The sequence below is a fragment of the Pseudomonas lurida genome, from assembly GCF_013522705.1.
In the GTDB taxonomy this organism is placed as follows: Bacteria; Pseudomonadota; Gammaproteobacteria; order Pseudomonadales; family Pseudomonadaceae; genus Aquipseudomonas; species Aquipseudomonas quebecensis.
In genome coordinates this window covers 18028-43758 of record NZ_JAAMRE010000027.1, presented here as the reverse complement: position 1 = coordinate 43758, position 25731 = coordinate 18028, and the positions used below count along the sequence as shown (strand labels likewise).

General features: G+C 63.9%; 27 protein-coding genes. 12 read left to right on the top strand and 15 right to left on the bottom strand.

All coding sequences use genetic code 11. The annotated features are described in order from the left end of the window. The first annotated feature begins 59 nt into the window (after nucleotides 1–59). From G7025_RS20235 to G7025_RS20215, 5 genes are all read left to right on the top strand, one after another. On the top strand, nucleotides 60–365 hold the full coding sequence (locus tag G7025_RS20235; protein ID WP_181080875.1) for a MazG-like family protein: 306 nt from the start codon (nucleotides 60–62) through the stop codon (nucleotides 363–365). Further along, nucleotides 362–1111, top strand: coding sequence for a methyltransferase domain-containing protein (locus G7025_RS20230; protein WP_181080874.1), 750 nt, complete (start codon nucleotides 362–364; stop codon nucleotides 1109–1111). Before G7025_RS20235 ends, G7025_RS20230 begins: the two co-directional genes overlap by 4 nt. A 24-nt stretch (nucleotides 1112–1135) precedes the next feature. Next, nucleotides 1136–1738 carry a DUF4136 domain-containing protein gene (locus G7025_RS20225; protein WP_181080873.1) on the top strand — a complete coding sequence of 201 codons (603 nt, stop codon included), beginning with the start codon at nucleotides 1136–1138 and terminating at the stop codon, nucleotides 1736–1738. Between the two features lie 44 nt (nucleotides 1739–1782). After that, on the top strand, nucleotides 1783–2340 hold the full coding sequence (locus G7025_RS20220; protein WP_181080872.1) for a DUF4136 domain-containing protein: 558 nt from the start codon (nucleotides 1783–1785) through the stop codon (nucleotides 2338–2340). Between the two features lie 87 nt (nucleotides 2341–2427). Beyond that, entirely contained in the window at nucleotides 2428–4374 is a 1947-nt protein-coding gene (locus G7025_RS20215) for a TadG family pilus assembly protein (protein ID WP_181080871.1), read from the top strand. Here G7025_RS20215 and G7025_RS20210 read toward each other — a convergent pair. Next, complete coding sequence (locus G7025_RS20210; protein WP_181080870.1) at nucleotides 4359–7094, bottom strand: PAS domain-containing sensor histidine kinase; 2736 nt, start codon at nucleotides 7092–7094, stop codon at nucleotides 4359–4361. The genes G7025_RS20215 and G7025_RS20210 overlap by 16 nt on opposite strands. After that, on the bottom strand, nucleotides 7091–7534 hold the full coding sequence (locus tag G7025_RS20205; RefSeq protein ID WP_181080869.1) for a TadE/TadG family type IV pilus assembly protein: 444 nt from the start codon (nucleotides 7532–7534) through the stop codon (nucleotides 7091–7093). The genes G7025_RS20210 and G7025_RS20205 overlap by 4 nt, the downstream gene beginning before the upstream one ends. Nucleotides 7535–7606: 72 nt before the next feature. Here G7025_RS20205 and G7025_RS20200 point away from each other — a divergent pair, with 72 nt between their 5' ends. Next, entirely contained in the window at nucleotides 7607–8056 is a 450-nt protein-coding gene (locus tag G7025_RS20200) for a prepilin peptidase (RefSeq protein ID WP_181080868.1), read from the top strand. Between the two features lie 114 nt (nucleotides 8057–8170). Further along, nucleotides 8171–8947, top strand: coding sequence for a response regulator transcription factor (locus G7025_RS20195; RefSeq protein ID WP_181080867.1), 777 nt, complete (start codon nucleotides 8171–8173; stop codon nucleotides 8945–8947). A gap of 7 nt (nucleotides 8948–8954) precedes the next feature. Here G7025_RS20195 and G7025_RS20190 read toward each other — a convergent pair whose 3' ends face one another. From G7025_RS20190 to cpaB, 8 genes are read right to left on the bottom strand one after another with little or no spacing between them, the layout of a single operon-like run. Then, nucleotides 8955–9224: a DUF3613 domain-containing protein gene (locus tag G7025_RS20190; protein ID WP_181080866.1), complete on the bottom strand. Its 270-nt coding sequence runs from the start codon at nucleotides 9222–9224 to the stop codon at nucleotides 8955–8957. 11 nt (nucleotides 9225–9235) lie between these two features. Continuing rightward, entirely contained in the window at nucleotides 9236–9946 is a 711-nt protein-coding gene (locus G7025_RS20185; RefSeq protein ID WP_181080865.1) for a tetratricopeptide repeat protein, read from the bottom strand. Between the two features lie 12 nt (nucleotides 9947–9958). After that, complete coding sequence (locus G7025_RS20180; protein ID WP_181080864.1) at nucleotides 9959–10846, bottom strand: type II secretion system F family protein; 888 nt, start codon at nucleotides 10844–10846, stop codon at nucleotides 9959–9961. Nucleotide 10847: 1 nt separating this feature from the next. Then, nucleotides 10848–11729 carry a type II secretion system F family protein gene (locus G7025_RS20175; protein ID WP_181080863.1) on the bottom strand — a complete coding sequence of 294 codons (882 nt, stop codon included), beginning with the start codon at nucleotides 11727–11729 and terminating at the stop codon, nucleotides 10848–10850. A gap of 11 nt (nucleotides 11730–11740) precedes the next feature. Then, nucleotides 11741–13009, bottom strand: a complete 1269-nt coding sequence (locus G7025_RS20170) for a CpaF family protein (RefSeq protein WP_181080862.1) — start codon at nucleotides 13007–13009, stop codon at nucleotides 11741–11743. Then, nucleotides 13006–14199, bottom strand: coding sequence for an AAA family ATPase (locus tag G7025_RS20165; protein WP_181080861.1), 1194 nt, complete (start codon nucleotides 14197–14199; stop codon nucleotides 13006–13008). Before G7025_RS20165 ends, G7025_RS20170 begins: the two co-directional genes overlap by 4 nt. Next, entirely contained in the window at nucleotides 14196–15413 is a 1218-nt protein-coding gene (locus G7025_RS20160; RefSeq protein ID WP_181080860.1) for a type II and III secretion system protein family protein, read from the bottom strand. Before G7025_RS20160 ends, G7025_RS20165 begins: the two co-directional genes overlap by 4 nt. A 19-nt stretch (nucleotides 15414–15432) precedes the next feature. Beyond that, entirely contained in the window at nucleotides 15433–16365 is a 933-nt protein-coding gene (gene cpaB, locus G7025_RS20155; protein WP_181080859.1) for a Flp pilus assembly protein CpaB, read from the bottom strand. Nucleotides 16366–16697: 332 nt separating this feature from the next. Between cpaB and G7025_RS20150 the strand changes: the two genes are divergently transcribed. Continuing rightward, a complete protein-coding gene (locus G7025_RS20150) occupies nucleotides 16698–16889 on the top strand; it encodes a Flp family type IVb pilin (RefSeq protein WP_181080858.1) in 192 nt (63 codons plus the stop codon). 60 nt (nucleotides 16890–16949) lie between these two features. Continuing rightward, on the top strand, nucleotides 16950–17360 hold the full coding sequence (locus G7025_RS20145) for a response regulator (RefSeq protein ID WP_181080857.1): 411 nt from the start codon (nucleotides 16950–16952) through the stop codon (nucleotides 17358–17360). Nucleotides 17361–17374: 14 nt separating this feature from the next. Here the strand turns inward: G7025_RS20145 and G7025_RS20140 are convergent, their stop codons facing one another. Together G7025_RS20140 and G7025_RS20135 are read right to left on the bottom strand one after the other, a co-directional pair. Then, a complete protein-coding gene (locus tag G7025_RS20140; protein ID WP_181080856.1) occupies nucleotides 17375–18223 on the bottom strand; it encodes a MaoC family dehydratase in 849 nt (282 codons plus the stop codon). A gap of 2 nt (nucleotides 18224–18225) precedes the next feature. Next, nucleotides 18226–19578 (bottom strand): 3-oxoacyl-ACP reductase, encoded by a 1353-nt coding sequence (locus G7025_RS20135; protein ID WP_181080855.1) that lies wholly within the window; start codon nucleotides 19576–19578, stop codon nucleotides 18226–18228. Nucleotides 19579–19687: 109 nt separating this feature from the next. Between G7025_RS20135 and G7025_RS20130 the strand changes: the two genes are divergently transcribed. After that, complete coding sequence (locus G7025_RS20130) at nucleotides 19688–20965, top strand: acetyl-CoA C-acetyltransferase (protein WP_181080854.1); 1278 nt, start codon at nucleotides 19688–19690, stop codon at nucleotides 20963–20965. A 134-nt stretch (nucleotides 20966–21099) separates the two neighbouring features. Continuing rightward, the gene (locus tag G7025_RS20125; protein WP_181080853.1) at nucleotides 21100–21999 is read left to right on the top strand and encodes a PA4780 family RIO1-like protein kinase; all 900 of its coding nucleotides are present in this window, start codon (nucleotides 21100–21102) and stop codon (nucleotides 21997–21999) included. 268 nt (nucleotides 22000–22267) lie between these two features. Here G7025_RS20125 and cueR read toward each other — a convergent pair whose 3' ends face one another. The 3 genes from cueR to G7025_RS20110 form a co-directional block, all read right to left on the bottom strand. Next, nucleotides 22268–22669, bottom strand: a complete 402-nt coding sequence (gene cueR, locus G7025_RS20120) for a Cu(I)-responsive transcriptional regulator (RefSeq protein ID WP_181080852.1) — start codon at nucleotides 22667–22669, stop codon at nucleotides 22268–22270. Next, entirely contained in the window at nucleotides 22666–24867 is a 2202-nt protein-coding gene (locus G7025_RS20115; RefSeq protein WP_181080851.1) for a heavy metal translocating P-type ATPase, read from the bottom strand. The genes cueR and G7025_RS20115 overlap by 4 nt, the downstream gene beginning before the upstream one ends. Nucleotides 24868–24933: 66 nt before the next feature. Then, on the bottom strand, nucleotides 24934–25314 hold the full coding sequence (locus G7025_RS20110; RefSeq protein ID WP_181080850.1) for a hypothetical protein: 381 nt from the start codon (nucleotides 25312–25314) through the stop codon (nucleotides 24934–24936). Between the two features lie 148 nt (nucleotides 25315–25462). Here G7025_RS20110 and G7025_RS20105 point away from each other — a divergent pair, with 148 nt between their 5' ends. Beyond that, nucleotides 25463–25654: a heavy-metal-associated domain-containing protein gene (locus tag G7025_RS20105; RefSeq protein ID WP_181080849.1), complete on the top strand. Its 192-nt coding sequence runs from the start codon at nucleotides 25463–25465 to the stop codon at nucleotides 25652–25654. The last annotated feature ends 77 nt before the right edge of the window (nucleotides 25655–25731 follow it).

Sequence of the window (25731 nt, the reverse complement as noted above, 5' to 3'; positions counted from 1 at the left end):
GATTCACTTGCCTTCAACGCTCATCCCCCCGAAGCTATACACCTTCAGGAGCCCGCCCCATGAACCTCGAACACCTCACCGAACGCCTGCATCGCATCCGCGATACCAACGACTGGAAACCGTTTCACAGCCCGAAAAACCTGGCCATGGCTGCCAGTGTGGAAATGGCCGAACTGGTGGAAATCTTCCAATGGCTCACCGAAGATCAATCCCGCCAATTACCCGCCGACACACTTGCCCACGCCGGACAGGAAGTCGGCGATATCGTGTTGTACCTGTTGTTGCTGTGCAGTGAGTTGGGCCTGGACATGAACGAGGTCGTGCGTGCCAAACTGGCCGACAGCGAACGGCGGTTCGCCCCATGAGTGATCGTCACTTCGATCAACTGGCCACGCGCTTCGCCGAAAAAATCTACGGCGGGGCCAAAGGCGCGATCCGCCTGGCGGTGTTGCAGGCCGACCTGGCCGAAGCGCTGCCTGATCGCCCATTGCGCGTGCTCGATATTGGCGCGGGCCTGGGGCATATGTCGCTTTGGCTGGCCGAGCGTGGTCACCAGGTAACCCTGGCCGAACCCGCCGCGCCGATGCTCGAGGGCGCGCGCCAACGCTTCGCCGAAGCCGGGCAGCATGCGACCTTTATCCACGCGCCCTGGCAGGAGCTGCTCGGCCAACTCACGCAACCCTATGACCTGGTGCTGTGCCACGCCGTGCTGGAGTGGCTGGCCGAACCCCACGCCATCCTGCCGGTGCTGCATCAGCTGACCGCGCCGGGCGGCTGGTTGTCCCTGGCGTTCTACAACCGCGATGCGCTGATCTACCGCAACCTGCTCAAAGGCCACTTCCGCAAGATGCGCAAGAACGACATGGCCGGCGAAAAGCAAAGCCTCACGCCGCAACAGCCCCTCGACCCGCGAGAGCTGGCGGCGCAACTCGAAGGGCTGTGGCAGGTCGAAAGCCAAAGCGGGGTGCGGGTCTTCCACGACTACATGCCGGTGGAGTTCCAGGCTCGCGCCGCATTGCAGGACCTTATCGAGATGGAGCTCATTCACCGTCGTCACCCAAGCTTTGCCGGACTTGGGCGTTATTTGCACTGGATCTGCCGTCCGGTTTAAGCGGCCCAGTCTGCGGAGGTCGAAATGCGTCGTCTGTGTTTGATCCTGCTGTCTCTCGGGCTGGGCGCATGCTCCAGCCCCAACCCTTATGTGGCCGCTTCGGCGCCGATCCCGCCGGCACCGCCGCAGGCTGCCGGCACCTTCGATGCCAGCGCCTACCCGGCGCCGGTACGGGACTACGGCGCCTATCGCAATTGGGCCTGGCGCAACGGCCGGCTCCCGGCGGGTACGGCCTGGGCCGACTCGGCACAAATCGCCGAAGCGGTCAGCGGCGCGCTCGACCAGCGCGGCCTGCGCCCTCTGCACGACAATCGCCCGGCGGACTTGCTGGTCAGCGCCGACGTGCGCCAGGAGAAACGCCTGCGCCAGGTCCAGGACGATTACGGCTACGGTTACAGCGGCTACAACCGCTATGGTCCGGGCTACGGCATGTACAACACGGTGCCGGTGGTACGCACCTATGAGGTGCAGGTGGTGGTGGTTCGCATCAACCTGTTCGATGCCCGCAGCGGCCAGCCGGTATGGAGCGCCAGCGCGGAAACCGGCAGCCAGGGCAGCCTCGGCGAGCGGGCCGAAGCATTGCGCCAGGCCGTACAAAAGGCCATGGCCGCGTACCCTCCCCGTTAACCGCTATTCTCATTTAACGCACCGGTCGCTTTTGGAGAATCACCATGTTCCGTCGTCTCGCTACGCTTGCGTTTGCCATGCTGCTGGGCGGTTGCCAGACCAGTCAGGTCAACCACGACTTCGATGCCAGCCGCGACTTCGGCGCGTACCGCAGTTGGGCCTGGAAAGACCCTGCCCTGCAGTACCGCCCCGATGACCCGCGCATCCAGAGCGACCTCACCGAACAGCGCATCCGCCAGGCCGTCGGCGAACAACTTGATCAGCGCGGTCTGCGCCCGGCCGCCGCCGGTACCAAGGCGGACGTGAACGTGCAGGCCTACCTGATCGTCGAAGACCGCCAGCAACAAGTCACCACCAACTATGGCGGCGCCTGGGGCGGCCCATGGAACGGCTACTGGGGCGCGCCGATGTACAACGAAACCCGCAACATCACCTACAAGGTGGCAACCATCCAGATCGACCTGCTCGATGGCAAGGACGGCAAACTGGTGTGGCGCGGCAGCGACGAACAACTGATGAGCAGCACCCCGAACCCACAGGATCGCAACAACGCGATCCGCACCACGGTCACTCGTATCCTCTCCAGTTATCCACCCCACTGATCGCTGACCGCCGCCGGCGCGGCAGCCCCCGCCATCCTTGTCTACACTCCTTCGAACCTACGGAGAGTAAGCGCGAAGGAGTGCCTGATGTCTCCCCGAATCGGTTGCAGGCAGCGTGGTGCCATCAGCTTGATGGCGGCGGGCACCCTCGCGGTAGCCCTGGTCTTTTTATTGCTGGCGGTAGACAGCGGCCGCCTGTACCTGGACAAGCGCAAATTACAATCCATCGCCGACACCTCGGCCCTGGAAGCCGCCGGGCGCGGCGGCCTGTGCAACCCCACCACCACAGCCAACGACTTCGCCAGGGAAAATGCCGCGCGCAACGGTTTCACGGTGACTGGCGACAGCAGCCGTGGCCTGACAGTGACGTGCGGTACGCTGGTCACCAATGCCGGCAATATCCGCGTCTTCAACCCGGATGCCACCAAGAACGAGGCCGTACGCGTGGTGGCGACCCGCAGCGTGATGACCAGCGTTGTCAGCGGCCTCTGGAGCCTGTTCAGCGGCGGTTCGGCATCCACCCAGACCCAACTCAGCGCCACCGCCGTGGCCGCCTACGCGCCGCCCGTGGCGCAACTGAGCATCCGCAGCAACCTGGGCACCGTCGATTCGGCAAAGTCAGATGTTTTGAACCTGGCGATGGGGCGCCTGCTGGGCGGCAGCCTGTCGCTGACCGCGGCAGGCTGGGATGGGCTGCTGAACACCAACGTCAACCTGCTCGGTTACCTTGATCAGTTGGCGCTTACCTTGAACGTGAAGGCGGGCGACTACGATGCGTTGCTCAGTACGGCGGTGTCCGCCAATGAGTTGATCGACGCGTCGGTGAAGGTCCTGCAAAAAAACGGCGCCGTGGCCACCGCCGTTATCAACGATGTAATCAAGGTTCAGGCGATTGCCCCCAGCACTCGGCAGTTGACGGTCGGGCAGTTGCTCAAAATTGCCACCGGTACGTCGGCTGCCGCTTTGAACAGCAACCTTCAACTGTTCCAACTGCTGCAAACCACCGCGCAATTGTCCAGCAGCAAGAACCCGGTGAGCGCAGCGGTGCAGTTGAATATTCCACTGGTAGGCAATGTATCGGTGCAGACCAAAATCATGGAGCCGCCGCAACTGTCGGCGATCGGCAACCCGGCGAAGGCCAAGGCGGGGCTTAATAATGTGCCGCCGACGGATCAGATAGCCGTGCGTACGGCGCAGGTGCGCACGCTGATAACGGTGCAGGCACCTGTCTTGAATGGTGTGTCTTCGGTCGCGACGGTACTGAGCGGGCTGCGTACACCGGTTTCGAACCTGGTGAAGGGCCTGTTGAATTTGAATATTCCAGCGGCGGTGGGTGGGCTCCTTTGTCTGGTCTCCTGCGAAATCACCGATGTGGCGATCAGCGATACGCTGTCGATCTACATCGAGGCCGGCAGTGCTGAAAGCCATGTCACCGATTACGCCTGCGCCACGCCGGCCAGTAAGTCTCTGACCACGCAGACCAGCACCTCCGCAGCAACGTTAGGCATCGGCACCATCAGTTCGACGGCGTTTTCCTCCACCGCGCCGGTGGTCGTGCAACCGCTGAGGCTGGTGGATTTCGGCAAGCGTTCGTGTGCGGTATTGAACTTGCTCTGCAGCCCCAACCGCACACCGAATGTGGGCGGTGGCCTGACGGTCAAAGCGCTGTCCACCGTGGGTGCCCAGTCCGGCCCGCTGGTATTTGCCCCCGTGGCGGAGATGAACGCCACGCCCACCTACCTCCCCGCGGCGGGCACGAGCAATATCATCGGCAGCCTGAGCGCGACATTGAGCGCTCTGCAGGTCACCTATGTGCCTCCCAGCGGCAGCGTGTCCAGCGGCGCGCTGGCGAGCGTGGCCAGCACGATGAACACCATTGCCAACTCGGTGATCTCGCTGGTTCAGGGCGTGCTGTCGCCGCTGCTTGACCCTGTCGTCAACAGCCTGCTCAAGTCCCTGGGCATCAGCCTGGGCAACGCCGAAGTCGGCGCCAACCTCAGTTGCCATATGGGCCGCGCTTACCTGGTGATCTGAGCCACCGGCAATTCCACGCAGAACCGCGCGCCCTGTTCGCCGTTGACCACGCTCAGGCGTCCGCCCATGTTTTCCACAATGCCGTAGCTCACCGACAAGCCCAGCCCGGTGCCCACGCCGATCGGCTTGGTGGTGAAAAACGGTTCGAAAATCCGCTCCAGCAGACGCGGGTCGATGCCGCCGGCGTTGTCTTCCACCCAGAGGCGCACATGCCGGCTGTCGTGCTCACAATGCAGCGCGATCCAAGGGCGCAGTTGCGGGTTCTTTTCGCGCTGGCTCGACAGCGCGTCGCGGGCATTGACCATCAGGTTGATCAACACTTGCTCCAACTGGTCGACATAACCGTTGACCTGCACCGCGACGTCCGGCGCGGTGACGCGCAGTTCCACGCCTTTGCCGCGCAACCCTTCGCTGAGCAGCGCCAGGGTGCCCTCCACCGCCTGGGCGGGGTCGAAGGGCTGCTGTTCGATTTCCGAGCGGCGGCCGAATACGCGCATGTGGTCCACCACGCGGGTGGCCCGTTGCACCTGGGCGTCGATGCGCTGCAGTTTTTCGGTGAGGTAAGCCACCTCGGCGTTACCGTCGCCCAGGCGCTTGAGCACGTTGACGATAGCCATGCGCATCACATTCAGCGGCTGGTTGATTTCGTGGGCCAGGCCGGTGGCCATTTCGCCGAGGGTGGCCATCTTGGCGCTCTGGGTCAGTTGCTGCTGGGAGCGCCGCACTTCGGTGTTGTCGCGGCCCACGGCCTGTACCTCCAGCAGTGTGCCGTGCGCATCGAACACGCCACGGTCGGACCACACCCACCAGGCATGTTCGCGCCCCGGCAGCGCCAGGCTGATTTCCGCCGTGCTCACTGGAAACTCCGGGGTCAATCGGCCGATACGCTGCACAAAGGCTCGGCGCTGTTCGTCCGACAGCCAATGGCCGAGGTTCAGCCCCGGTAATTGAGCGGGTTGGCATTCGAGGTAATGGGCCAACGGCGTGTTGCCGAAGGTCAGCGTCAAGTCCGGGCGGTAACGGCAGATCATCGCCGGCGAGTCTTCCACCAGGATGCGGTAGCGCTCTTCGCTTTGCTGAATGCGCTCGGCGGCCAGTGTCGCTTCGGTCACGTCCAGCCACAGGCCCACCGCCTCCACCGGTATGCCAAGGTCGTCGCGCAAAAGTTTGGCCTCGTCGAGCAGCCAGTGGTAATGGCCCTGGCTGTCGCGCACACGGTAGCGGCTGCGCACGCTGCCCTCGCGTAGCAACTGGCGCGTGCGCTCGAAGTAAAGGTCGCGGTCGTCGGCGTGGATCAGTGCGGGCAGGTGCTCGTGGTCGCAGTCGGCCAGAGTCCAGCCGAGCAGGGGCAGCAAACTGTCGCTGAAGAACACGGGGTGCAGCGCGCCGCTCACGTAGCGCTGCACATAAATCACCGCCGGGGCGCTGGCGATCAGGTTGTCCAGGCGCGCATGGGCGGCGGCGGCCTGCACTTGCTGGTTCTTGATGTCGCTGATGTCGAGCATGAAGCCGACCCAGCGCCGCTGCCGGCCCTCGCCCAGCACTTGGCCTTGCACGCGATACCAGATCGGATTCTGCGCGGTGTCGCTGCGTTGCAGGCGCACACCGGTCAGCAGCGGCCTGCCCAGGGTCTGCAGGTCGTGCAGGCGGCTGTGCAGTTCCTGGCGGTCGGCGGGGTGGATCAACTCCAGCCACACCGCCAGCGGCTGGCGGGTCGGGCCGTCCTCCAGGCTGAGGCTGTGCAGCAACTGCGGCGCCAGCTGGATTTCATCGGTGGCGGGCAGCAGTTCCCACCAGCCGGTGCCAAGCAGGCCTTGCAAGGCTTCGACCCGCTCCAGTTGCTGATGATGGTGTTGCTCGCGCAGGCGGCTGAGCAACGGGCCGGCGAGCGCGGCGGCAAGGTCCAGCCAATCCTGGTCATGGGTGTGCGGTTGGCCGCGGTAGAAACCGCAGAGCAGCCAGGCGGCGACACCCTGGCCGTCCCGATACGGCACCAGCACCCCGTCGGCATCGCCGAACACGCTGTGCAGGCGTGGGTTGTCGCTGCGCCCCCGGGCCGTGTCCAGGCGCAACGGTGCGTTGCCGTTAAGGCTGTCCAGACGCGTGCCCAGGCGCTGGCCGGTCTGCCACAACGCTGGTGCATCGTGGGCCGCATATTGGCTGTAGATTCGCCATCCCTGATCATCCTCATCCAGCAATGCCACGGCGACACACGGGATGCGCCAGCGTTGCGACAGGCTGCGCAAGTGCTCGTTGAACACCTCGGGCAAGCGGCCAAGGCTGCACACGCGCAATTGCTGGCTCATTCGGCAGGCCAGTTGATGGTTCTGTTCGCGGTCCTGAGCCAGTTGCCGACCTTCGAGCAAATCGCCCACATCCAGCAGGCGCAAGACCCAGCCGTCGGCATCGGGCTCGACCCACCCTCGGGTGTGCAGCACCTGACCGGCCGCCCCCTGAAAATCCAGGTCCAGGCTCTGGTGCTGCCACTCGGCCGGGTTGCCTTCGATACTCAGGGTGCTGCCGGCACACAGTAATTGGCGCAGGTGCGGGCGCGTCCCGCCCACGGTGCTCGGGCCCAATTGCGCGCGCAGCGCCGCGCTCAGGCCCATGACCTGGCCGCGCGAATCCAACTGCACCTGCAAGCCGCTGGCGGTGGGCGTGTGATCGGCGCCAGCGGTACGGCCGAGCAAGCGCCCGAACAGGTGCTCTCCGGCCTTCAAAACTGCAGGCTCGAACGTGCCGCCAGATTGGCCGGCAGCCTGGGCACGGTGCCTACGCCCGGCAGGACCAGGGCCGGGAATACGGCATAGAGTCGGGAGGAGGGGTAGCTGATCGTGACGGTCAAGGTGTTGCCGGTATAGGTGGCGCTCACATCGTCACGCTGGAACTGGAAACTGGCCGGGATCCAGCTCAATTGGCCCACCGCTGTGTCCTTGGCGCGTTGAGTCAGTTGCGCGCCGTAGGCCGTCCCGGCGGTCGCGGGGTCCACGGCCATGGCTTGACGCACCGCCTCGGCCGCGGCCTGGTTGAACGATTGCATCAGCAGCAAGGGCAGGCTGTAGCTGATCAAGCCGTAGAACACCGCAAAGAACATTCCGAAGACCAAGGCGAACTCGATGGCGGCGGCGCCTTTCTGCTGGCGGGGGAGGCCGGTTTTCATGACTGCGTCTACCCTGACGGCTACTACTTGATATCAGCATAGAATCAATCAGCGAAAAGGGACTTTTTTTACGTGATTCACGGCGTGGTGGTGCTGGTGTGGCTGGGGCTTTGCGCGTTACAGGACGGGCGACAGCGGCGGATTGCCAATCGCCTGACTCTGGGCGCGGCGCTGTCAGCCTTGATCTACCTGGCGTGCACGGGCACTACCTGGCTCGGTGGGGCCGCCGTCGAAGGTGGCTGGGCATTGGCAGTGGCGCTGGCGTTGTCCTTGCCAGGTTATGCCCTCGGTCGTTTCGGCGCGGGAGATGTGAAACTGCTCGCCGCTCTGGGCCTGGCCGGCACGGTGGATTGCCTGCTGTGGTCGCTGATCGTCGCGGTTGTGGCGCAAGGGGGCTGGGTGCTTGCGGGTCAACGGCTTGCGGTGCGTCTTTCGAAAACGGGCTTGAGGGCGTCAAAAAAACAGCCGTTCGCGCCCTGTGTCCTGGTGGGCTTCACCCTCTACTGGCTGTGGGTTCAATAGCGGGCGGACGTTATGTACAGAGTTACAAACTGCGTCTAGGTTTAGGGGAACGCCCCGTCAATCAGTCGTCCGAATGGATAGGTCGCCTTTGGGCTGCCAGGCATGGAGTCGCGCGTGAATAAGCTGATACCGGCAGTAAAAGTGCTTGTGGTCGACGATCAACCCCTGATCGTGGAAGAACTGTGTGAGTTTCTGGAAGACAGTGGCTACCGCTGCGTGCCCTGTGAATCCAGCCATCATGCGTTGCAGCGTTTTGCTGAAGACGCTGAGATCGGTCTGGTGCTGTGCGACCTGCATATGCCGGACATGGATGGCATCCAACTGGTGCAGGCGATGCAGACGCTTGCCGGCAAGCAACGCGCCTTCGAGGCGATCATGCTCACGGGTCGCGCCGACAAGCAGGATGTGATCAAAGCGCTGCGCGCGGGGATTTCGGATTACTACCAGAAGCCTGTCGATCTGCATGAGCTGCTCGAAGGTATCCAGCGCCAGGAAGCAGCGTTGGACGAGCGGCAAAAAAAGCTGCAGCTGGGGCACCTGAACCAGAAGTTGCAGGACCTCTCCGACTCCATCAATGACCTTTACCAGGACCTCGATAAGGTGCGCCGAGCGCCGGTGTCGTCCGACGACGCTGCGCCCAGGGATGCCGCGCTGCCGGCGGACGTTGCGCCGATCTTCATGCAGCTGTCACCGCGCCAGCTGGACGTGGCGCGCCTGGTGGGCAAGGGCCAGACCAACTACCAGATCGCCTGCGAGCTGGGCATTACCGAGAACACAGTCAAGCTGTACGTGTCCCAGGTGCTGCGCCTGACTCAGATGCACAACCGCACCCAGCTGGCGCTGGCCCTGTCGCCCAGTGCGATGGCGCGTCAGCGCATCCCGGCGCACTGACGGGCACTTATCGGCGCGCGCCGCCGGACGATGCACCGTCGGCGCCCTGTTCGAAGAACTCCGGGATGGGATGCTTATTGCTGTCCAGCCAACGCTGCAACGCCTGCTCGCGCTCGGCGGGGCTGCCGGTTTGCGGCGTCGGCGAGGCGGCCTGGCCGCTGACCTGCAACGTCAGCCACTGCTCCGTTTCGGCTTGCTGCGGTGAGGATGGTCCAGGTTCGATGGCGCAGGCCGCCAGAGGCAGCAGTCCTAGAAAAACCAGGTAATGGGCTTTCATTGTGTCGACTCCTATTGCACGGTCACAGGTGGCGCGGCGCCGCCCGTCGCGACGTTGTGCGCCGTTGCGCCGGCGGCCTTGAGTGCCTCGGCACGTTCCTGGGCTTCGGTGACCTGTTCAGGGCTCAGTCCCAGTTGGCTGACCACTTTCGCCGCTTGCCCCCAGTCGTCCTGGTAAATCAACAGCGTTATCAGGTTGACGGCGGCCAATGGGTCGCCTTGCTTGAGTTCGATGGCGGTCAGGAACTCGAAACGCGCGTCTTCCAGGCGCCGTTGCTTGAGGTAAACCACGCCCAGATCATTGCGGATTTTCTCGTCGGTGGGCGCCAGCCGCGCCGCCCGTTGAAGATGGGTCATGGCCTGGGCATTGTCGCCCTTGGCGGCGGCCAGTTGGCCCAGGCCATGTTCGCCTTCGGCGGTCATACAGGTGCCGAGCAGGCTGCGATACAACGGCTCGGCCTCACTGCGTCCGAGCAAGCGATAAGCCCGGGCCTTGCGCTGGCGCACCTGGGGCAGCGCATCGGGCAGACTTTGCAGGTTGGCCAGGCTGGCGTGCAGCTTGCCCTCGTTGGCGAGGTCGTCGGCCAGGTTCAGCGCCAGTTCCTGTTCTGAACCTGGCTTGGCGCAATTGCCGGGTGTGGTCAACGTCGCCCACGGTGACTGGCCATTGGCAGCGCAGCCGCCGAGCATCATCAGGGCCAGACCGGCAATCAGTGTTTTCATCGGGGGCTTTCCTCAAAAGTGGCTGAGTGCACGGGCGATACCGATAAAGGCCGGACCGCCCAGCACGATCAGCAAGGCCGGGAACAGGAACACCATCATCACCACCGACATTTTTGCCGACATCTTGGAGATGTATTCCTGCAAACGGGTCAGGCGTCGGTCGTCGAGCAACTGCTTGAGGGCCAGCAGCGATTTCATCGCACCGCCGCCCTGCAGGATCAGTTGCTGGAGGATGGTGCAGGTGTCGTTGAACTCATCCACGGCCAGCACGCGTGCGGTCTTGCCTAATTCTTCGCCCAGCTCCAGGCCCGAATCGACGCGGGCCAGGACCAGCCGCAGCTCCTGGGTCAACTCCGGCAGCAGGCGCTGGCCCTCGCTGCTCAGCACGCGCAGGGCCTGCTCAACCGCCATGCCCGATTCGAACATAATGCGCAGCAGCGGGATAAAGGTGGCTATCTCGATGGCAATGCGTTGCTGCCGGCGTTTGGCCGTGGATGCCAGGATGCGCTTGGGCAACAGATAGCCCAGGCCCAGCGCCACCAGCGGGGCGATCCACGGCGACGGCGTGTGCGGGTACAGCAGTTGCTGGCCCACCAGGGTCAGGCCGAGCAGCACCAGCGGTGTACCGACCTGGCACGCGGCAAACATCGAGCGTTGGTTGGCTTTGCGCCAGCCGACACGGTTGAGCAGGGTCTGGGTTTCGGTGTCCAGAGTAACGGAGCGCTGGGCCAGTGTGCTGGCGCCCAGATGCCGCATCAGGCTGCCGAGCCGCGCCTGGCGGGTGATCTGCCCCTGCAGGCGCAGGTTGATCAGGCGCCGGCGGCGGCGCTGTTCCAGCCAATGGCCGGCCACCAGCACCAAGGCCGCAAGAAACATCAGCGCGCTCGCCAGCAGGGCCATCTCAGATACTCCGCAACATGCGCCACATCACGAAGCTGCCGGTCAGCTCCATGGCCAAGGCGCCGAACAGCATCCAACGCCCGGTTTCGTCGTTCCACATGGTCATCAGGTAGTGCGGGTTGGCGAACATGAAGTACCCGACCATGCACACTGGCAGGCCGGCCAGCACGTAAGCGGTCATGCGCGTTTCGCCAGTCATGGCCTTGAGCTGGCGCGCGCCCTGTTCCTTTTCGCGGATCATCTTGATCAGGTTTTCCAGCAACTCGCTGGCGTTGCCGCCGTAGCGGTGGTTGACCTTGAGACCCAGGGCAAACAGGCGAAACTCATCGCGCTCGTAGAACTCCGCGAAGTCATGCACCGAATCCGGCAGGCTCACCCCCAGTTGCACGTTACGCTGGATGCGCCCCATGGCTTGCTTGAGCGGTTCGTCGGCCGCGTCGATACCGCCAAGCACCGCGTCGGCGAGGGTGCGTCCCGACTTCAGACTGCGCACGGTGTAGTCCAGCAGCGACGGCAGTTGTTCGATCATTCGGCGTACGCGGTGTTGATAGCGCCAGGCGATGTAGGCGCGAGCGATCAGTGGTGGCAGCACAAGCATCAGCAGCAGGCCTGGCCATTGGGCTACCAGCAGCCCGAGCAATGCACCCAGCGCCCAGCCGAAAAGCCACAGGCCCAGGCGCTCGGTGGGCTTGCCCAGGCCGGCGCGTTGGAACATGCGTTCCAGGCCGGCCCACGCAGCGCGGGTCGGTGCCTTCGCAGGCTGGCCTTCGGCGAGCCGCTCCAGCACACGTTCGCTGCTGGCGCGGCGCACGCCGCTCTGGAACAGGCTGAAAGACAGCGCCACCAGGATGATGCAGATCAGCAGCAGGAAGGTTCCGGACACCGTGCTTCTCCTTACTGCGGCAGCGCGCTTTCGCGGCGCAGTTTGTCGCCCGCCGGGTTGAGCGCTTCGCGCACGAACCCGACGGCAGTGCGTCGGTCCAGGCGAAACAGCGTGTTGGTGACGTAAATGTCATCGCGCACGCCCACCACTTCCACCACCTCGCTCACGCAGCGCCGGCCATCGGGCAGGCGGGTGAGTTGGATCACTACGTCCAGCGCCGCGCAGATCATCTGGCGCAGGGTTTTTTCCGCGACCACACGGCCGGTGAGGCCCACCAGGGTTTCCAGGCGCAGCAGCGCATCCTGGGCGTTGTTGGCATGCACGGTGCTCATGGAGCCGTCGTGACCGGTGTTCATCGCGGTGAGTACATCGAGCACTTCCACGCCGCGGATTTCACCGAGGATGATGCGGTCCGGGCGCATCCTCAGGGCGTTGCGGATCAGGTCGCTGGCCTTGACCTCGCCATGCCCCTCGGCATTCGGCGGGCGGGTTTCCAGACGCACCACGTGTGGGTGGCCCAATTGCAGTTCGGCGACGTCTTCGATGGTGACCAGGCGTTCGTGGGGGTTGATCAATTGGCTGAGGATATTGAGCAGCGTGGTCTTGCCGGTGCCGGTGCCGCCGCTGATCAGGATGTTGCAACGCTTGCCCACCGCGTCCTGAAAAAACTCGAAGATGCTGTGGTCGATGGTTTGCATCGCCACCAGGTCGCTGCTCTTGAGCATGTCCTTGCGGAACTTGCGGATCGACAGGCAGGGCCCATCCAGCGCAATCGGCGGGATAATCGCGTTGACCCGGCTGCCGTCCGGCAACCGCGCATCGACCATGGGTGACGATTCGTCCAGGCGCCGGCCCAACGGTGCGAGGATTCGCTGCATCACCCGCTCCACATGGTGCGCATCGATAAAACGCAGGTCGCTCTGGTGCAGCAGGCCTTCGCGCTCGATAAACACCCGGTGCGGGCCGTTGACCAGTATCTCGGTCACCGCCGGGTCGCGCAGCAGCACTTCCAGTGGGCCGAAACCGGTCAATTCGTCGACGATTTCTTCGGCCAGACGCTCCATCTCGTAACGGGAAACCGCCAGGTGCATGCGCGTGATGTATTCCGACACTTTATCGATCACCAACTGCGCCAGGGATTGGCGCGTGCCTTCCAGCAGGTTTTTGCCCGACTCCTCGATGGCATCGATGATGTAGCGGTGCAACACCAGTTTCAGCCCGTCATGGTCGTTGTGCCCGGGGGCGCGGGCCGGGCCGCCGAACAGTTTCTCGCCGTTCATCGTTGCGACCTGCGCAGACGTTCGAACCAGCGCGCCGACGGTTTCTGCATGCCTTCGGAGCGTCTGGCCAGGCGTTCGCCGAGGGTGCGCAGGCCTTGGGTCAAGGTCTCTCGGGGGGCCAGGCTGAACAGGCTTTGCCCCTGGTTTTTGGCATTCATGCGCAATTCAGCGCTCAGGGGCAGCACCGCGACGCATTCCAGGCCGTAGGTCTTTTCCAAGGTGTCGATGTCCGGCGCGCAGCTTTTGAGGTGGCGGTCGATCAGCAGCTTGGCGTGTTCGAGTTTCATGCCTTTTTCCCGCCACAGGTTGAGCACCGCCAGGTTGCGCCGGCAATCGAGCACACTCTGGTCGGTGCACCACAGCAGCTTGTCGCAGTGGCTGACGAAGGTGCGCAGGGCTTCGCTGTCGGTCTGCCCGGTGAGGTTCACGACGATGTGCTGGAAGTGCTGGCGCAGGGCGCTGAGCAGCATGTACACCTCGGCGGCGCTGGTCAGTTCCAGGGGCTCGTCGTGACCGGCATAGGCCAGGATGCGCAGGTTGTCATCGGCGCGGGCGAAGGCGCTGTCGATCAACGTAGTGTCCAGGCGCCGCAGATGGCGCAGGGCATCGCCGAAGTTGAAAGTGCTTTCCAGGCCCAGCAGCGCCAGGCTGTCGCCGCGCGGCAGGCCCAGGTCGAGCAACAGGGTCTGCTGCCCGCTCTTTTGCACCACCATGGCCAGGTGGCTGGCCAGCAGGGCGCCGTCGCCATTGCCCTGGGTGCCGTAGAGCACGGTAAGCCCGCCCAGGTGCGCATTCGGCGCGCTGGGCGGCAGACGTTTGCTCAGGCGGCGTACCAGCCCGGCCACTTCGCTTGAGCGTGAGCCGTAGGCGACAAAATCCCGCGCGCCGGCCCGCATCGCATTGAGCACCAACTGGTTGTCCATGCCGTCGCCGAGGGCGACGATCGCCAGCATCGGCTTGGCTTCCAGGGCACCTTCGATCAGTGCGCTCTGGGCCACCACGTTGTCGCGGTCTAGCCCGATGAACACCAGGTTGGCGAAGGTCACGTCCACCAGGGCAAGCAGTTCGTCCAGGCTGCCACCCCCGGCACCGACCACTTGGCCGAGGGGCGCTAGGGCGCCCTGCAGCCACTCCAGGTCGACGCTGTTGCGGGTAATGGCCAGGAAGGTCTGGCTCAGGCTATTGCTCATTGGGACAGTCCACTGCGACGGTCGAAGTCGCCGTTTTCGAGGAAGAACAAGCGGTACCAATTCGGATCGTAGCTGCGCAGTTTTTCACCGGGCAGCGATGGCAATTGCGCGTTGGCAGCCAGTGGCTGCACCAGGTGCGGGGTGACGATCATCAGCAACTCTTTTTCTTCGCGGCTGCTGTTGGCGTCGCGAAAAAACGCGCCGAGAATCGGGATATCCCCCAGTCCCGGAAATTTGTTAATAGTGGAGCGTGCATTGGTGCTGATCAGCCCGCTGATCACAAAACTTTCGCCATCGGCCAGGGACACGCTGGTGTCGGTGCGGCGCACGGTCAGCGCCGGCACTTGGATGCCCTGGATCTGCACGGCGTTGCTGTAGTCCAGTTCGCTGACTTCCGGCGCGACCTTAAGGGTGATGCGGGTGCGGTCGATCACCGTGGGCGTGAGCGTCAGGCGGATGCCGAACTCTTTGTATTCGATGGAGATGCTGTCGCTGCCGGCGCTCGGCACCGGCACGGGCACTTCACCGCCGGCGAGGAAACTGGCGCTCTGGCCGCTCATGGCCACCAGGCTGGGGCGTGCGAGGGTATAGGCAAAACCGCTGCGCTCCAAGGCGTTGATCATGGCCTTGACCCGCCCGCCGCCAAAACCGATGTTGAAACTGTCGGCGCTCACCGGCAGCTTGAACACGCCTTCCGACGGGGACAGCAGATTGGGACTGCCGAAGAAAAAGTTGCTGCCGTTGCCGAGCAAGCGGGTGCTGGCTTCCTTGAGTTTGCTGCGACTGACTTCGACGAAGCGGATGTCGGTCTGCACCTGGCTGGGCAGCAGCGGATCCTGGGATGGCGACAGTGACAGGCTGGTGAGCGCCGCCGTGGCCTTGCCCTTGACGAACACCATGCTTTGGCGGGGCGCGCTGGCGCAGGCGGTCCAGACCATCAGGCTGGTGGCGCCACTGCCGACGCCGGTGAGCAGGAAGTGGCGATCGCCGTTGACCCGCACATCGGCGATTTTCGGGTCGCCGATCGCCAGGCGGGTGATGGCGACCGGCGATTGCACTTCCTGTTGCAGGCCCTCGCCGACTTCGAGCACCGCCGGCAAGGGGCCCAGGGCGCTGCAACTACTCGACGCCGCCAACGCCCTATCCACCGGCAGGCATATCAGCAGCAAGGCCCAGGCCAGGGGCGCGAAGGGGCGGGCGTAGCGATGGCTCATTCACGGCATCCTTGCACGGTCACTGGGTTTGTTGAGCGGCCTGGGCGCCGCGTATCACTTCGATACCTCGGCGGACGGCTGGGGCGGTGTCGCTCTGCGCGGGGCTTTTGGGCGGGCCGATCAGAGCCAGTTGGGTGAATTGGTAGAGGTCGCGGTTGGCCTCGGCGAGTGTGCTCGTGGGGTCGCTTTCGCCGGCCCAGTACCTGCCAAGCAACTGTTCATCGGCGCTGCGCACGGCCAGGCGCAACGTACCTGCTTGCGCCGCAAGCATCAGGCGACTCAACAAAGGCTCCGGCACTGCCAGCACCACGGTGCGTGCGCCCGCCCGGCGTTGGGCAGCCTGGGCGCGTTCTTCCACGGTGACCGGCGGCGGCACGGCGGGCTGGCCGTCGTTGGCCAGGCCCAGTTGATCGCCGACGCTGAGCAGACGCAGCGCGGGAATGATGATTTGTGCCGACTGTTGCGCATTATCGGTGTCCCGCGCCAGAAACAGCAGCACATCCACGTAATCACCGGGGCTCAGTTGCCCGGCGGCGCCGATCACTTCGTCCACCGCGACGGCCAGCGCGCGTTCGTCCGGGCGAATCATGCGCGCCAGCGGACCGCCTTCGCTGAAGCTTTGATCATTGAGCCAGGTGCCCGCGCCCAAGGCGCGCAACGGCCGGCGGCCGATGGCCTGGTCGAGTTCCGTGAGGCTACCGGCGGGCACGGTGCGCAGGTTTTCCAGCGCCAGGTCGGCAGCGGTGAGAGGGACGAACGCGGGCACGTCATGTACCAGCACCACCACGGGGCGCCGGGTCTGGTCTTCGACGGCGGCAGCGGTGCTTTCCACGGGAACGACGGGGGCGGCGACAGGTTCGGGCGTGCGACTCAACACCAGCCCCCAATACCCCGCGATCAATGCCCCGATGAGCAGCAAGCCGGCCAGCGCCATGCTGATGCGACTGTTCATGACGGCTCTCCTCCTTGCGTTGCACTGCCTACCCGTCTATCCAAACGAGTTAATTCGCAACCTGGCTGTGATGAACATGTAACGATTTGGCTATTTGACGGTAGCTCAGGTAGGACGAAACGCCATTAACCTCGGGAAAACTAATCCGCCTCGTAAACTGCATCTGCACCAGGTGCGCGCTGGCGCGGCGCGAACTTTACGACTAATACTTTGTGATTAATCCGTTATTACAGTTGTGAGGCTGGGGTTTGTTGACAATGCTCTAAAGGCACGCCGCGATGATCCGCGCTAGAGCCATAACGGCTTGCTGTGTCGTATTAGGGAGAAGTCTTATGTTCCTTGACCAGATGTTGAAGCTTTACGTGCAGGCGCAACTGTTTTTCAAGCGCGACGAAGGGGCGTCAGGTATCGAATACGCCATTATCGTGGCGCTGGTTGCATTGGTAATTGTTGGCGCCGGGGCAGGGCTTGGCGACAAGATCAAATCGATCTTCGACAGTATTGCGACGAAGATGACCACCTGAGACCGTCGGTATCACGCGTGGCCATCTTCCTTTAAGTATTTTTTCAATTAGGGAATGTCTATGAGCGCCTCTTCGCCAACCCGCCAGCAAATTCTTTTGGTGGACGACGAAGAGGACGCGCTGGTTGAGCTTGCTGAGTCCCTTGAGAACGAAGGGTTCGAATGCTACACCGCCACCTCGGTCACCTTTGCCCTGCAGGAACTCACGCTGCACCCGGACATCGCACTGGTGATCACCGACCTGCGCATGCCCGAGGAAAGCGGCATCTCCCTGATCAAGCGCCTGCGCGAACATACCGAGCGCTCGCACCTGCCGGTGATCGTCATGACCGGCCATGCCGAGATGGATGATGTCAGCGACCTGCTGCGCCTGCAGGTGCTGGACCTGTTTCGCAAACCGATCTACCTGGTGCGGTTGATCGATACGTTGAATAACCTGTTTCCCGTGCGGCCCACACGACTAAAGCCATGAGCATCGGTTGCCTTTCAGCCGATCGGCTGCCACTTGCCGACCATATGCTCGATCCCGCCGCTCCCGTTCAGTACCCACTCGCCACTGGAACCGGCCGCGCTGGCCGATAACCGCAGGTCGCTGGGCAATCGCACCGGTTTGCGGAACTCCACGTACAACTCGATATTGGCCGCGGGCAAGTGCTCACCCAAGGCGGCCAGGCTGTGCGCCTTGTTCCACAAGCCGTGGGCAATGGCCTGGGGAAAACCGAACAGCCTGGCGGTGAGGGCGCTGAGGTGAATCGGGTTGTAGTCGCCGGACACCCGCGCGTAGCGGCGGCCGATATCGGCGGGGGCGTTCCAGCGCGTCAGTTCGCTGACCTGGATGGGCGTGGGCAACGGCTCATCCGTGGCTTCGCCTGGCAACTTCACGCCCCGGCACAGCATGCGGCTCTCGCCTTCCCAGAGCAGGCCGAGGGCGTCTTCGACGGTGGTGATCAGGTCAAAAGTCGCGCCTTTGGCGTGTGGCTTGAGGTTCTGCGCATGCACGCCGACCCACAGTTCGCCCACGCCTCCCAGTGGGCGGTGGACGCGGATACGGTTGCTCAGATGGATCAGCCCCAGCAGAGGGAACGGGAACGAGGTGTCGGTGAGTAACTGCATCTGCACGCCGAAAGCGAGGATATGCGGGTAGGTGGCGGGCAACATCGGGCTGTCGGCAAAGCCGCATACCTTGCGATACGCCGCCACCGCCTTGGGATCGACGCTGACCCGGCAGCGCAGCCCCCGGTCGGGCAGCATGCTGCCGCTGATCCTGCGCTTGAGCGCCGCGCGCCAATACAGTGGCGGCAGGAACGGTCGGTTGTTTAAGGTCTGCCACTGCATGCTCACGCTCCCAATAGACTTTGCCCGCACACCCGCAGCGCTTGCCCGCTGACCGCGCCGGAGCCGGGCTGGCCCAGCCACGCCACGGCCTCGGCGACATCCTGAGGCAAACCGCCCTGGCCCAGCGAACTCATGCGCCGCCCGGCTTCACGCAGGGCGAACGGAATATGCGCGGTCATCTGGGTTTCGATAAACCCGGGGGCGACGGCATTGATGCTGATGCCCCGAGGTTTGAGCGATGGCGCCCAGGCTTCGGCCAGGCCAATCAAGCCGGCCTTGCTCGCGGCGTAATTGGTTTGCCCGCGGTTGCCGGCGATGCCGCTGATGGAGGCCAGCAGCACCACGCGGGCGTTGTCGTGCAGGGTGCCGCTGTCGAGCAGGGCTTTGGTCAGTACCTGCGGCGCATTCAGGTTGACCGCCAATACCGCATCCCAATATTCCGGGGTCATATTGGCCAGGGTCTTGTCGCGGGTGATGCCGGCGTTATGCACCAGAATGTCGAGGCCGTCGGGCAGGTGTTCAATCAACTGCGTGGCGGCGTCCTCGGCGCAGATATCCAATACGACGGTGCGGGCGCCCAGGCGAGCGGCGAGGGCTTCCAGATCGGCCTTGGCCTGGGGCACGTCGAGCAGGATCACCTGCGCGCCGTCACGGGCCAGGGTTTCGGCGATGGCCGCGCCGATGCCACGGGCGGCGCCGGTGACCAAAGCCTTGCGCCGCGCCAACGGACGTGTCCAGTCCTCCACCGGGGTGTCGCAGGCCTGCAGACGAATCACCTGGCCTGAGATGTAGGCGCTTTTCGGCGACAGGAAGAAACGCAGCGCACCTTCCAGTTGCGCCTCGGCACCGTCGCCGACATACAGCAACTGCAGCACGCCGCCGTTACGCAGTTCCTTGGCCAAAGAGCGGCTGAAGCCTTCCAGGGCGCGCTGGGCGCTGGCGGCGAACGGATCGCTGAGGCTTTCCGGGGCGCGACCGAGGATCACCAAGTGGGCGCTATGGTCGAGATTTTTCAGCAGCGGCTGAAAGAATTCGCGCAGTTGCTTGAGCGAATCGGTGTGCTGCAGGCCACTGGCGTCGAACACCACCGCCTTGAGCTTGGGCCCGTGGCCGGGGATCCACGCGGGGGCGCCCAGCGGTTCGGCGCCGTAGCTGTAGACGGCGCCGGTGAGTTTGTTGGCGAACGGCAGCACCTGGGCCGCCAACGCGCCGCCACCGAGCAGCAAGGCGCCCTCGACGGGACGCAGGCGCCCGGCCTGCCAGCGTTCCAGGCGTCCCGGCGACGGCAGGCCAATGGCGGCGACCAGGCGCTGGCCGAGGCTGGAGTTGGCGAAGTCGATATAACGGTCAGACATGGAACGCTCTCCGAAGGCTGGGGTTCAAAGGGTTGACCATCCCAGGGTAGCAGTCGTTCGACTAGGCTTAACGGTCCCACCCCGGCCCATCACACACAGGGAGCTTTCCATGACTCAATTGCGGCGTGTAGCGATCATTGGCGGTAACCGCATTCCTTTCGCCCGCTCCAACGGCCCTTACGCCACGGCGAGCAACCAGGCGATGCTGACGGCCGCCCTGGAAGGCTTGATCGAACGCTACAACCTGCACGGCCTGCGTCTGGGTGAAGTGGCCGCCGGGGCGGTGCTCAAGCATTCGCGGGATTTCAACCTGACCCGCGAATGCGTACTCGGCTCGCGCCTGTCCCCGCAAACCCCCGCCTACGACATTCAGCAGGCCTGCGGCACCGGGCTGGAGGCGGCGCTGCTGGTGGCCAACAAAATTGCCCTGGGCCAGATCGAATGCGGCATTGCCGGCGGCGTGGACACCACCTCCGACGCGCCCATCGGCGTGAACGAAGGCCTGCGCAGGATTCTGCTGCAGGCCAATCGCAGCAAGTCCGTGGCGGATAAACTGAAAGTCCTGTTACAACTTCGTCCCCATCACCTCAAGCCCGAGCTGCCGCGCAATGGCGAACCGCGCACCGGTTTGTCCATGGGCCAGCATTGCGAGTTGATGGCGCAGACCTGGCAGATCCCCCGCGACGAGCAGGACCAACTCGCCCTGGAGAGCCACCGGAAAATGGCCGCCGCTTACGCCGAAGGCTGGCACGACGACCTGACCACCCCGTTTTTGGGCCTGACCCGCGACAACAACCTGCGCCCCGACCTGACGCTGGAGAAACTCGCCGCCCTCAAGCCGGCGTTTGAACGCAGCGAGAAGGGCACGCTCACCGCCGGCAATTCCACCCCGTTGACGGACGGCGCATCCCTGGTGTTACTGGGCAGCGAGGCGTGGGCCCAGGAGCGCGGCTTGCCGATCCTGGCCTATCTGCGCGATGGCGAAGCGGCGGCGGTGGATTTCGTCAACGGTGCCGAAGGCCTGCTGATGGCGCCGGTGTATGCGGTGCCGCGCTTGCTGGCCAGGAATGGTCTTACATTGCAGGACTTCGATTACTACGAGATCCACGAAGCCTTCGCCGCCCAAGTGTTGTGCACGCTCAAGGCCTGGGAAGATGCCGATTACTGCAAGACTCGCCTGGCGCTGGACGCGCCATTGGGCGCGATTGACCGCAGCCGTCTCAACGTCAAGGGCAGTTCCCTGGCGGCGGGGCATCCGTTTGCCGCTACCGGCGGGCGCATTGTCGCGAACCTGGCCAAATTGCTGGCGACGGCGGGCAAGGGCCGTGGGCTGATCTCGATCTGCGCCGCGGGTGGGCAAGGTGTGACGGCGATCATCGAGCGCTGAGGGCGCCCTTAATTGGCCTATTGGTTGCATTCTTCAACGGGCAAAGATCAGTCGCCTCTCCCACCAGCGAGCCGATTGCCGTATAACGAGTGCCATACGCGTATTTGGTAACAAAGGACCCACAATAAAAGCTGATGAAGACTCCTAAACGCATTGAACCCCTGATCGAAGACGGTCTGGTCGACGAAGTGCTGCGCCCACTCATGAGTGGTAAAGAAGCAGCTGTTTATGTGGTGCGCTGCGGCAACGAATTGCGTTGCGCCAAGGTTTACAAGGAGGCGAATAAACGAAGTTTTCGTCAGGCATCCGAATACCAGGAAGGCCGTAAGGTCCGTAACAGCCGTCAGGCCCGGGCCATGGCCAAGGGTTCCAAGTTCGGCAAGAAAGAAACCGAGGACGCCTGGCAGAACGCCGAAGTCGCGGCGTTGTTCCGCTTGGCCGGCGCCGGTGTACGCGTGCCGCAGCCGTACGACTTTCTCGAAGGCGTGCTGTTGATGGAACTGGTGGCCGATGAGTATGGCGATGCCGCGCCGCGTCTGAACGACGTGGTGCTGGAGCCGGATCAGGCCCGCGAGTACCACGCCTTTCTGATTTCACAGATCGTGCTGATGCTGTGTACCGGTCTGGTGCACGGTGACCTGTCCGAATTCAACGTGCTGCTCACGCCGACCGGCCCGGTGATCATCGACTTGCCCCAGGCAGTGGATGCGGCGGGCAACAACCATGCATTCAGCATGCTGGAACGCGACGTGGGCAACATGGCTTCCTACTTCGGGCGCTTTGCCCCGGAGTTGAAAAAGACCAAGTACGCCAAGGAAATGTGGGCCTTGTACGAAGCCGGTACCTTGCACCCGGGCAGCGTCTTGACCGGCGAGTTCGACGAGCCCGAAGAGCTGGCGGATGTCGGCGGCGTGATCCGTGAGATCGAAGCGGCGCGGCTGGATGAAGAGCGCCGCCAGGCGATTCGAGCGGCGGATGATGCGCCGTCGAGCAAAACCCCCGACGAGCCACCGCCGCCGCCCTGGATGCAATAGTCTTCGGCTGTAGGCAGATCAACAGGTGGGAGGGGCGGTGCGACGATTCGACTTGCCCCCGGTGGCACAGGTATCTACACAGCTTCGGTAGAAAACATAACCTGAGAAAGTGAGGTTTTTGTGGTGAGCAGGCTTGCCCTGCGGTGTGTCCGCCTTTAAGACTTGTGAAGATACCTATGCCCCGATGGCAGCGTTTCAGTTACCGCAACGGCTGGCTGATCCACCGCTATCGGGCAAGCTCTCTCCCACATTGGTTTTGCGTATGCCCTTAGGAGCAGCAAGTGCCGGACGCCAACTCCTTGAGAATCGGGCAATCGGGCCGGTCATCGCCCTGGCAGTGTTCCACCAGGTCCTGCAAGGTGTCGCGCAGTTGGCCCAGTTCCAGGATTTTCTGGTTGAGCGCGTCGATGTGCTGGCGCGCCAGGGCTTTTACGTCGGCGCTGGCACGATTGCGGTCCTGCCACAAGGTCAGCAGCTTGCCGACTTCCTCCAGGGAAAACCCCAGATCCCGCGCGCGTTTGATAAACGCCAATGTGTGCAGGTCATCCGCGCCGTAGACGCGGTAGCCGCTGTCGGTGCGGTGAGCCGCTTTCAACAGGCCGATGGATTCGTAGTAGCGAATCATCTTGGCGCTGAGGCCGCTTTGCCGGGCGGCTTGGCCGATGTTCATGGGTGTTGATCCTCCACATCCTTGGGTTTCCAGGTTTTCAACAGCAAGGCATTGCTCACTACGCTGACGCTGGACAACGCCATCGCCGCGCCCGCCAGCACCGGGTTGAGCAGGCCGAACGCCGCCAGGGGAATGCCAATCAAGTTATACACAAAAGCCCAGAATAGGTTCTGCCGGATCTTGGCGTAGGTCTTGCGGCTGATCTCCAGCGCGGCCGGAACCAGGCGCGGGTCGCCGCGCATCAGGGTAATGCCGGCGGCGTGCATGGCCACATCGGTGCCACCGCCCATGGCGATGCCGATATCGGCGGCCGCCAGCGCCGGGGCGTCATTGATGCCATCGCCGACCATCGCCACCACATTGGTTTTTTTCAGCGTGGTAACGGTGGCGGCTTTGTCGGCGGGCAGCACTTCGGCATGCACATCATCGATGCCCAGCGCCTGCGCCACCACCCGCGCGCTGCCACGGTTGTCACCGGTGAGCAGATGGCTGCTGATGCCCTGGGCCTTGAGTTGCCCCACGGCCTGCAGCGCACCGGGCTTGAGGGTATCGCCAAACGCGAACAGCCCCAGCACCCGGGGGTGCGCGCCTTGCTCGATCAACCAGGACAACGTGCGACCTTCGGCCTCCCAGGCCTGGGCGGTATCCGCCAGGTCGCCGGGGGTGAGGCCGCTGTCTTCGAGCAGCCGACGATTGCCCAAGGCCAGTGGCCGACCATCGAGGGTGCCGGCGATACCGCGCCCAGTCAGGGATTGGCTGGCGCTGACATCGGCGATGCTCAACTGCTGTTCTTGGCAGGCCTGCAGCACCGCATTGGCCAAGGGGTGTTCACTGCCGCGTTGCAGGGCACCAGCCTGTTGCAACAGGTGGGCTTGATCGCCATTTACCGCGATCAGGTGCGCGATCCTGGGCGCGCCGGAGGTGAGGGTACCGGTCTTGTCGAACACCACGGCGCTCACTTCATGGGCGCGCTCCAAGGCTTCGGCGTCCTTGATCAGAATGCCATGGCGCGCCGCCACGCCGGTGCCGGCCATGATCGCGGTGGGTGTGGCCAGGCCCAGGGCGCAAGGGCAGGCGATCACCAGCACCGCGACCGCATTGATAATGGCGGTTTCCAGCGGCGCACCGTACAGCCACCAGCCCAGCAGCGTAATCAGCGCCAGCACCAGTACGGCCGGTACAAACACGCGGCTGACTTTATCCACCAGTTTCTGGATCGGCGCCTTGGCGGCCTGGGCGTCTTCCACCAGGCGGATGATCCGCGCCAGGACGCTTTCGGCGCCCAGCGCGGTGGTGCGCACCAGCAAGCGACCTTCACCGTTGATGGCGCCGCCGGTGACCTTGTCGCCGGGCTGTTTGGGCACCGGCAAACTCTCGCCGCTGATCAAGGCTTCGTCGGCATGGCTCTGACCTTCGATCACCTCACCGTCCACCGGGAAACGCTCGCCGGGTTTGACGCTGACCACGTCGTTGAGCGACAGGGCGGTGATTGCCACCTCTTGCTCATGGCCATCGCGCACGCGGGTCGCCCGTTCGGGGCGCAAGGCTTCCAGGGCGCGGATGGCGCTGGCGGTCTGGCGCTTGGCGCGGCTTTCCAGGTATTTGCCCAGCAGGATCAGGGCGATCACCACCGCAGAAGCTTCAAAATACAGATGCGGCATGCTGCCGGCCGGAGCGGTGAGCCATTCGTACACACTCAGGCCGTAACCGGCGCTGGTGCCGATGGCGACCAGCAAATCCATATTGCCCGCTCCGGCGCGCACGGCTTTCCAGGCGGCCACGTAAAAACGCGCGCCGAGGATAAATTGCACCGGGGTGGCCAGGGCGAATTGCACCCAGGCCGGCAGCATCCAATGCAGGCCGAACGGCTGCACCAGCATCGGCAGCACCAGGGGCAATGCCAGAACAATGGCCAGCAGCAAGGCCCAGCGCTCGCGGCGCAGGCGCTGGGCTTGATCGGCGGCGGTGCGGGTTTCGGTTTGCGGCAGGCTGGCGCTGTAGCCGGCTTTGTCGACGGCGGCGATCAGCACGCTGGGGTCTATCTGGCCGAGGACTTCGACGTGAGCACGCTCATTGGCCAGATTGACGCTGACGCTCTGCACCCCCGGCACCTTGCCCAGCGCGCGCTCGACACGGCCGGCGCAGCTGGCGCAGGTCATGCCGCCGATGGGCAGGTCAAAGGTGGTGGTTCCATTCATGGGGCAGTCCTCCAGGAGAAGTAGCCCCCAGGATCAACCTTGACCTGTGGGTAAGGTCAAGCGCCTTCAGTATTCCAGTGCGGCGGGCTTGAGGTACATGCCGTCCGGGCCTTGGGCGATACGCAGCTTGCGTACGTCGCCGACCTTCAACGTAATGTTCTGCGCCGGCGGTGCCAGCAGGCCTGGCAGGCAGCCCGGTGACTGACCCGGCAGCAGCTTGAGACGCAGCGACAGATTGCCCGCCGGCAAGTTGAACGAGGTGGACTGCTCCTGGAACAGCCGACCCGCCAACTGATCGTTGAGGTACAGGCCGATCTCGCAGTTGGTCGGCACTTCCAGGCGCTCCCTGGAAATGATCAGTACCGCATAGTCTTCAGCGGCCAGGGCCTGGGGCGCGGCGGCAGACAAGCTCATCAGGCCCACAAGGCCAAAAAACGACCAGCGCATGGCGAGTACTCCGTGGTTCACAGCTTGGGAAAGTTCAAGCTTGGCCGACGTCGCTCCCGAATACCAGCCCGGCCGATTTCTCAGGAACTTGACCTTGCCATCGTGGCAAGGTCGAGACTGGGTTCAACCTCATCAAAGGAGTCGTGTCATGCAAGTGTTCACTGTGGAAGGAATGACCTGCGGCCATTGCGTTAAAGCGGTGACCCAGGCGGTGAAGAGCCGGGATCCGGCAGCCGAAGTGACGGTAGACCTGGCGGCCAAGCAGGTCAGCGTGCAGAGCCAACTGAGCCGCGAAACGATCGCCGGGCTGATCAAGGAAGAAGGCTACACCGTCGTCTGATTTTTAATAGTTAGCGAGCTATCGTAATGTTCAAGGCACCCAAGCGCGGCTAGACTGTCGGGCTGCCGACTCACTTG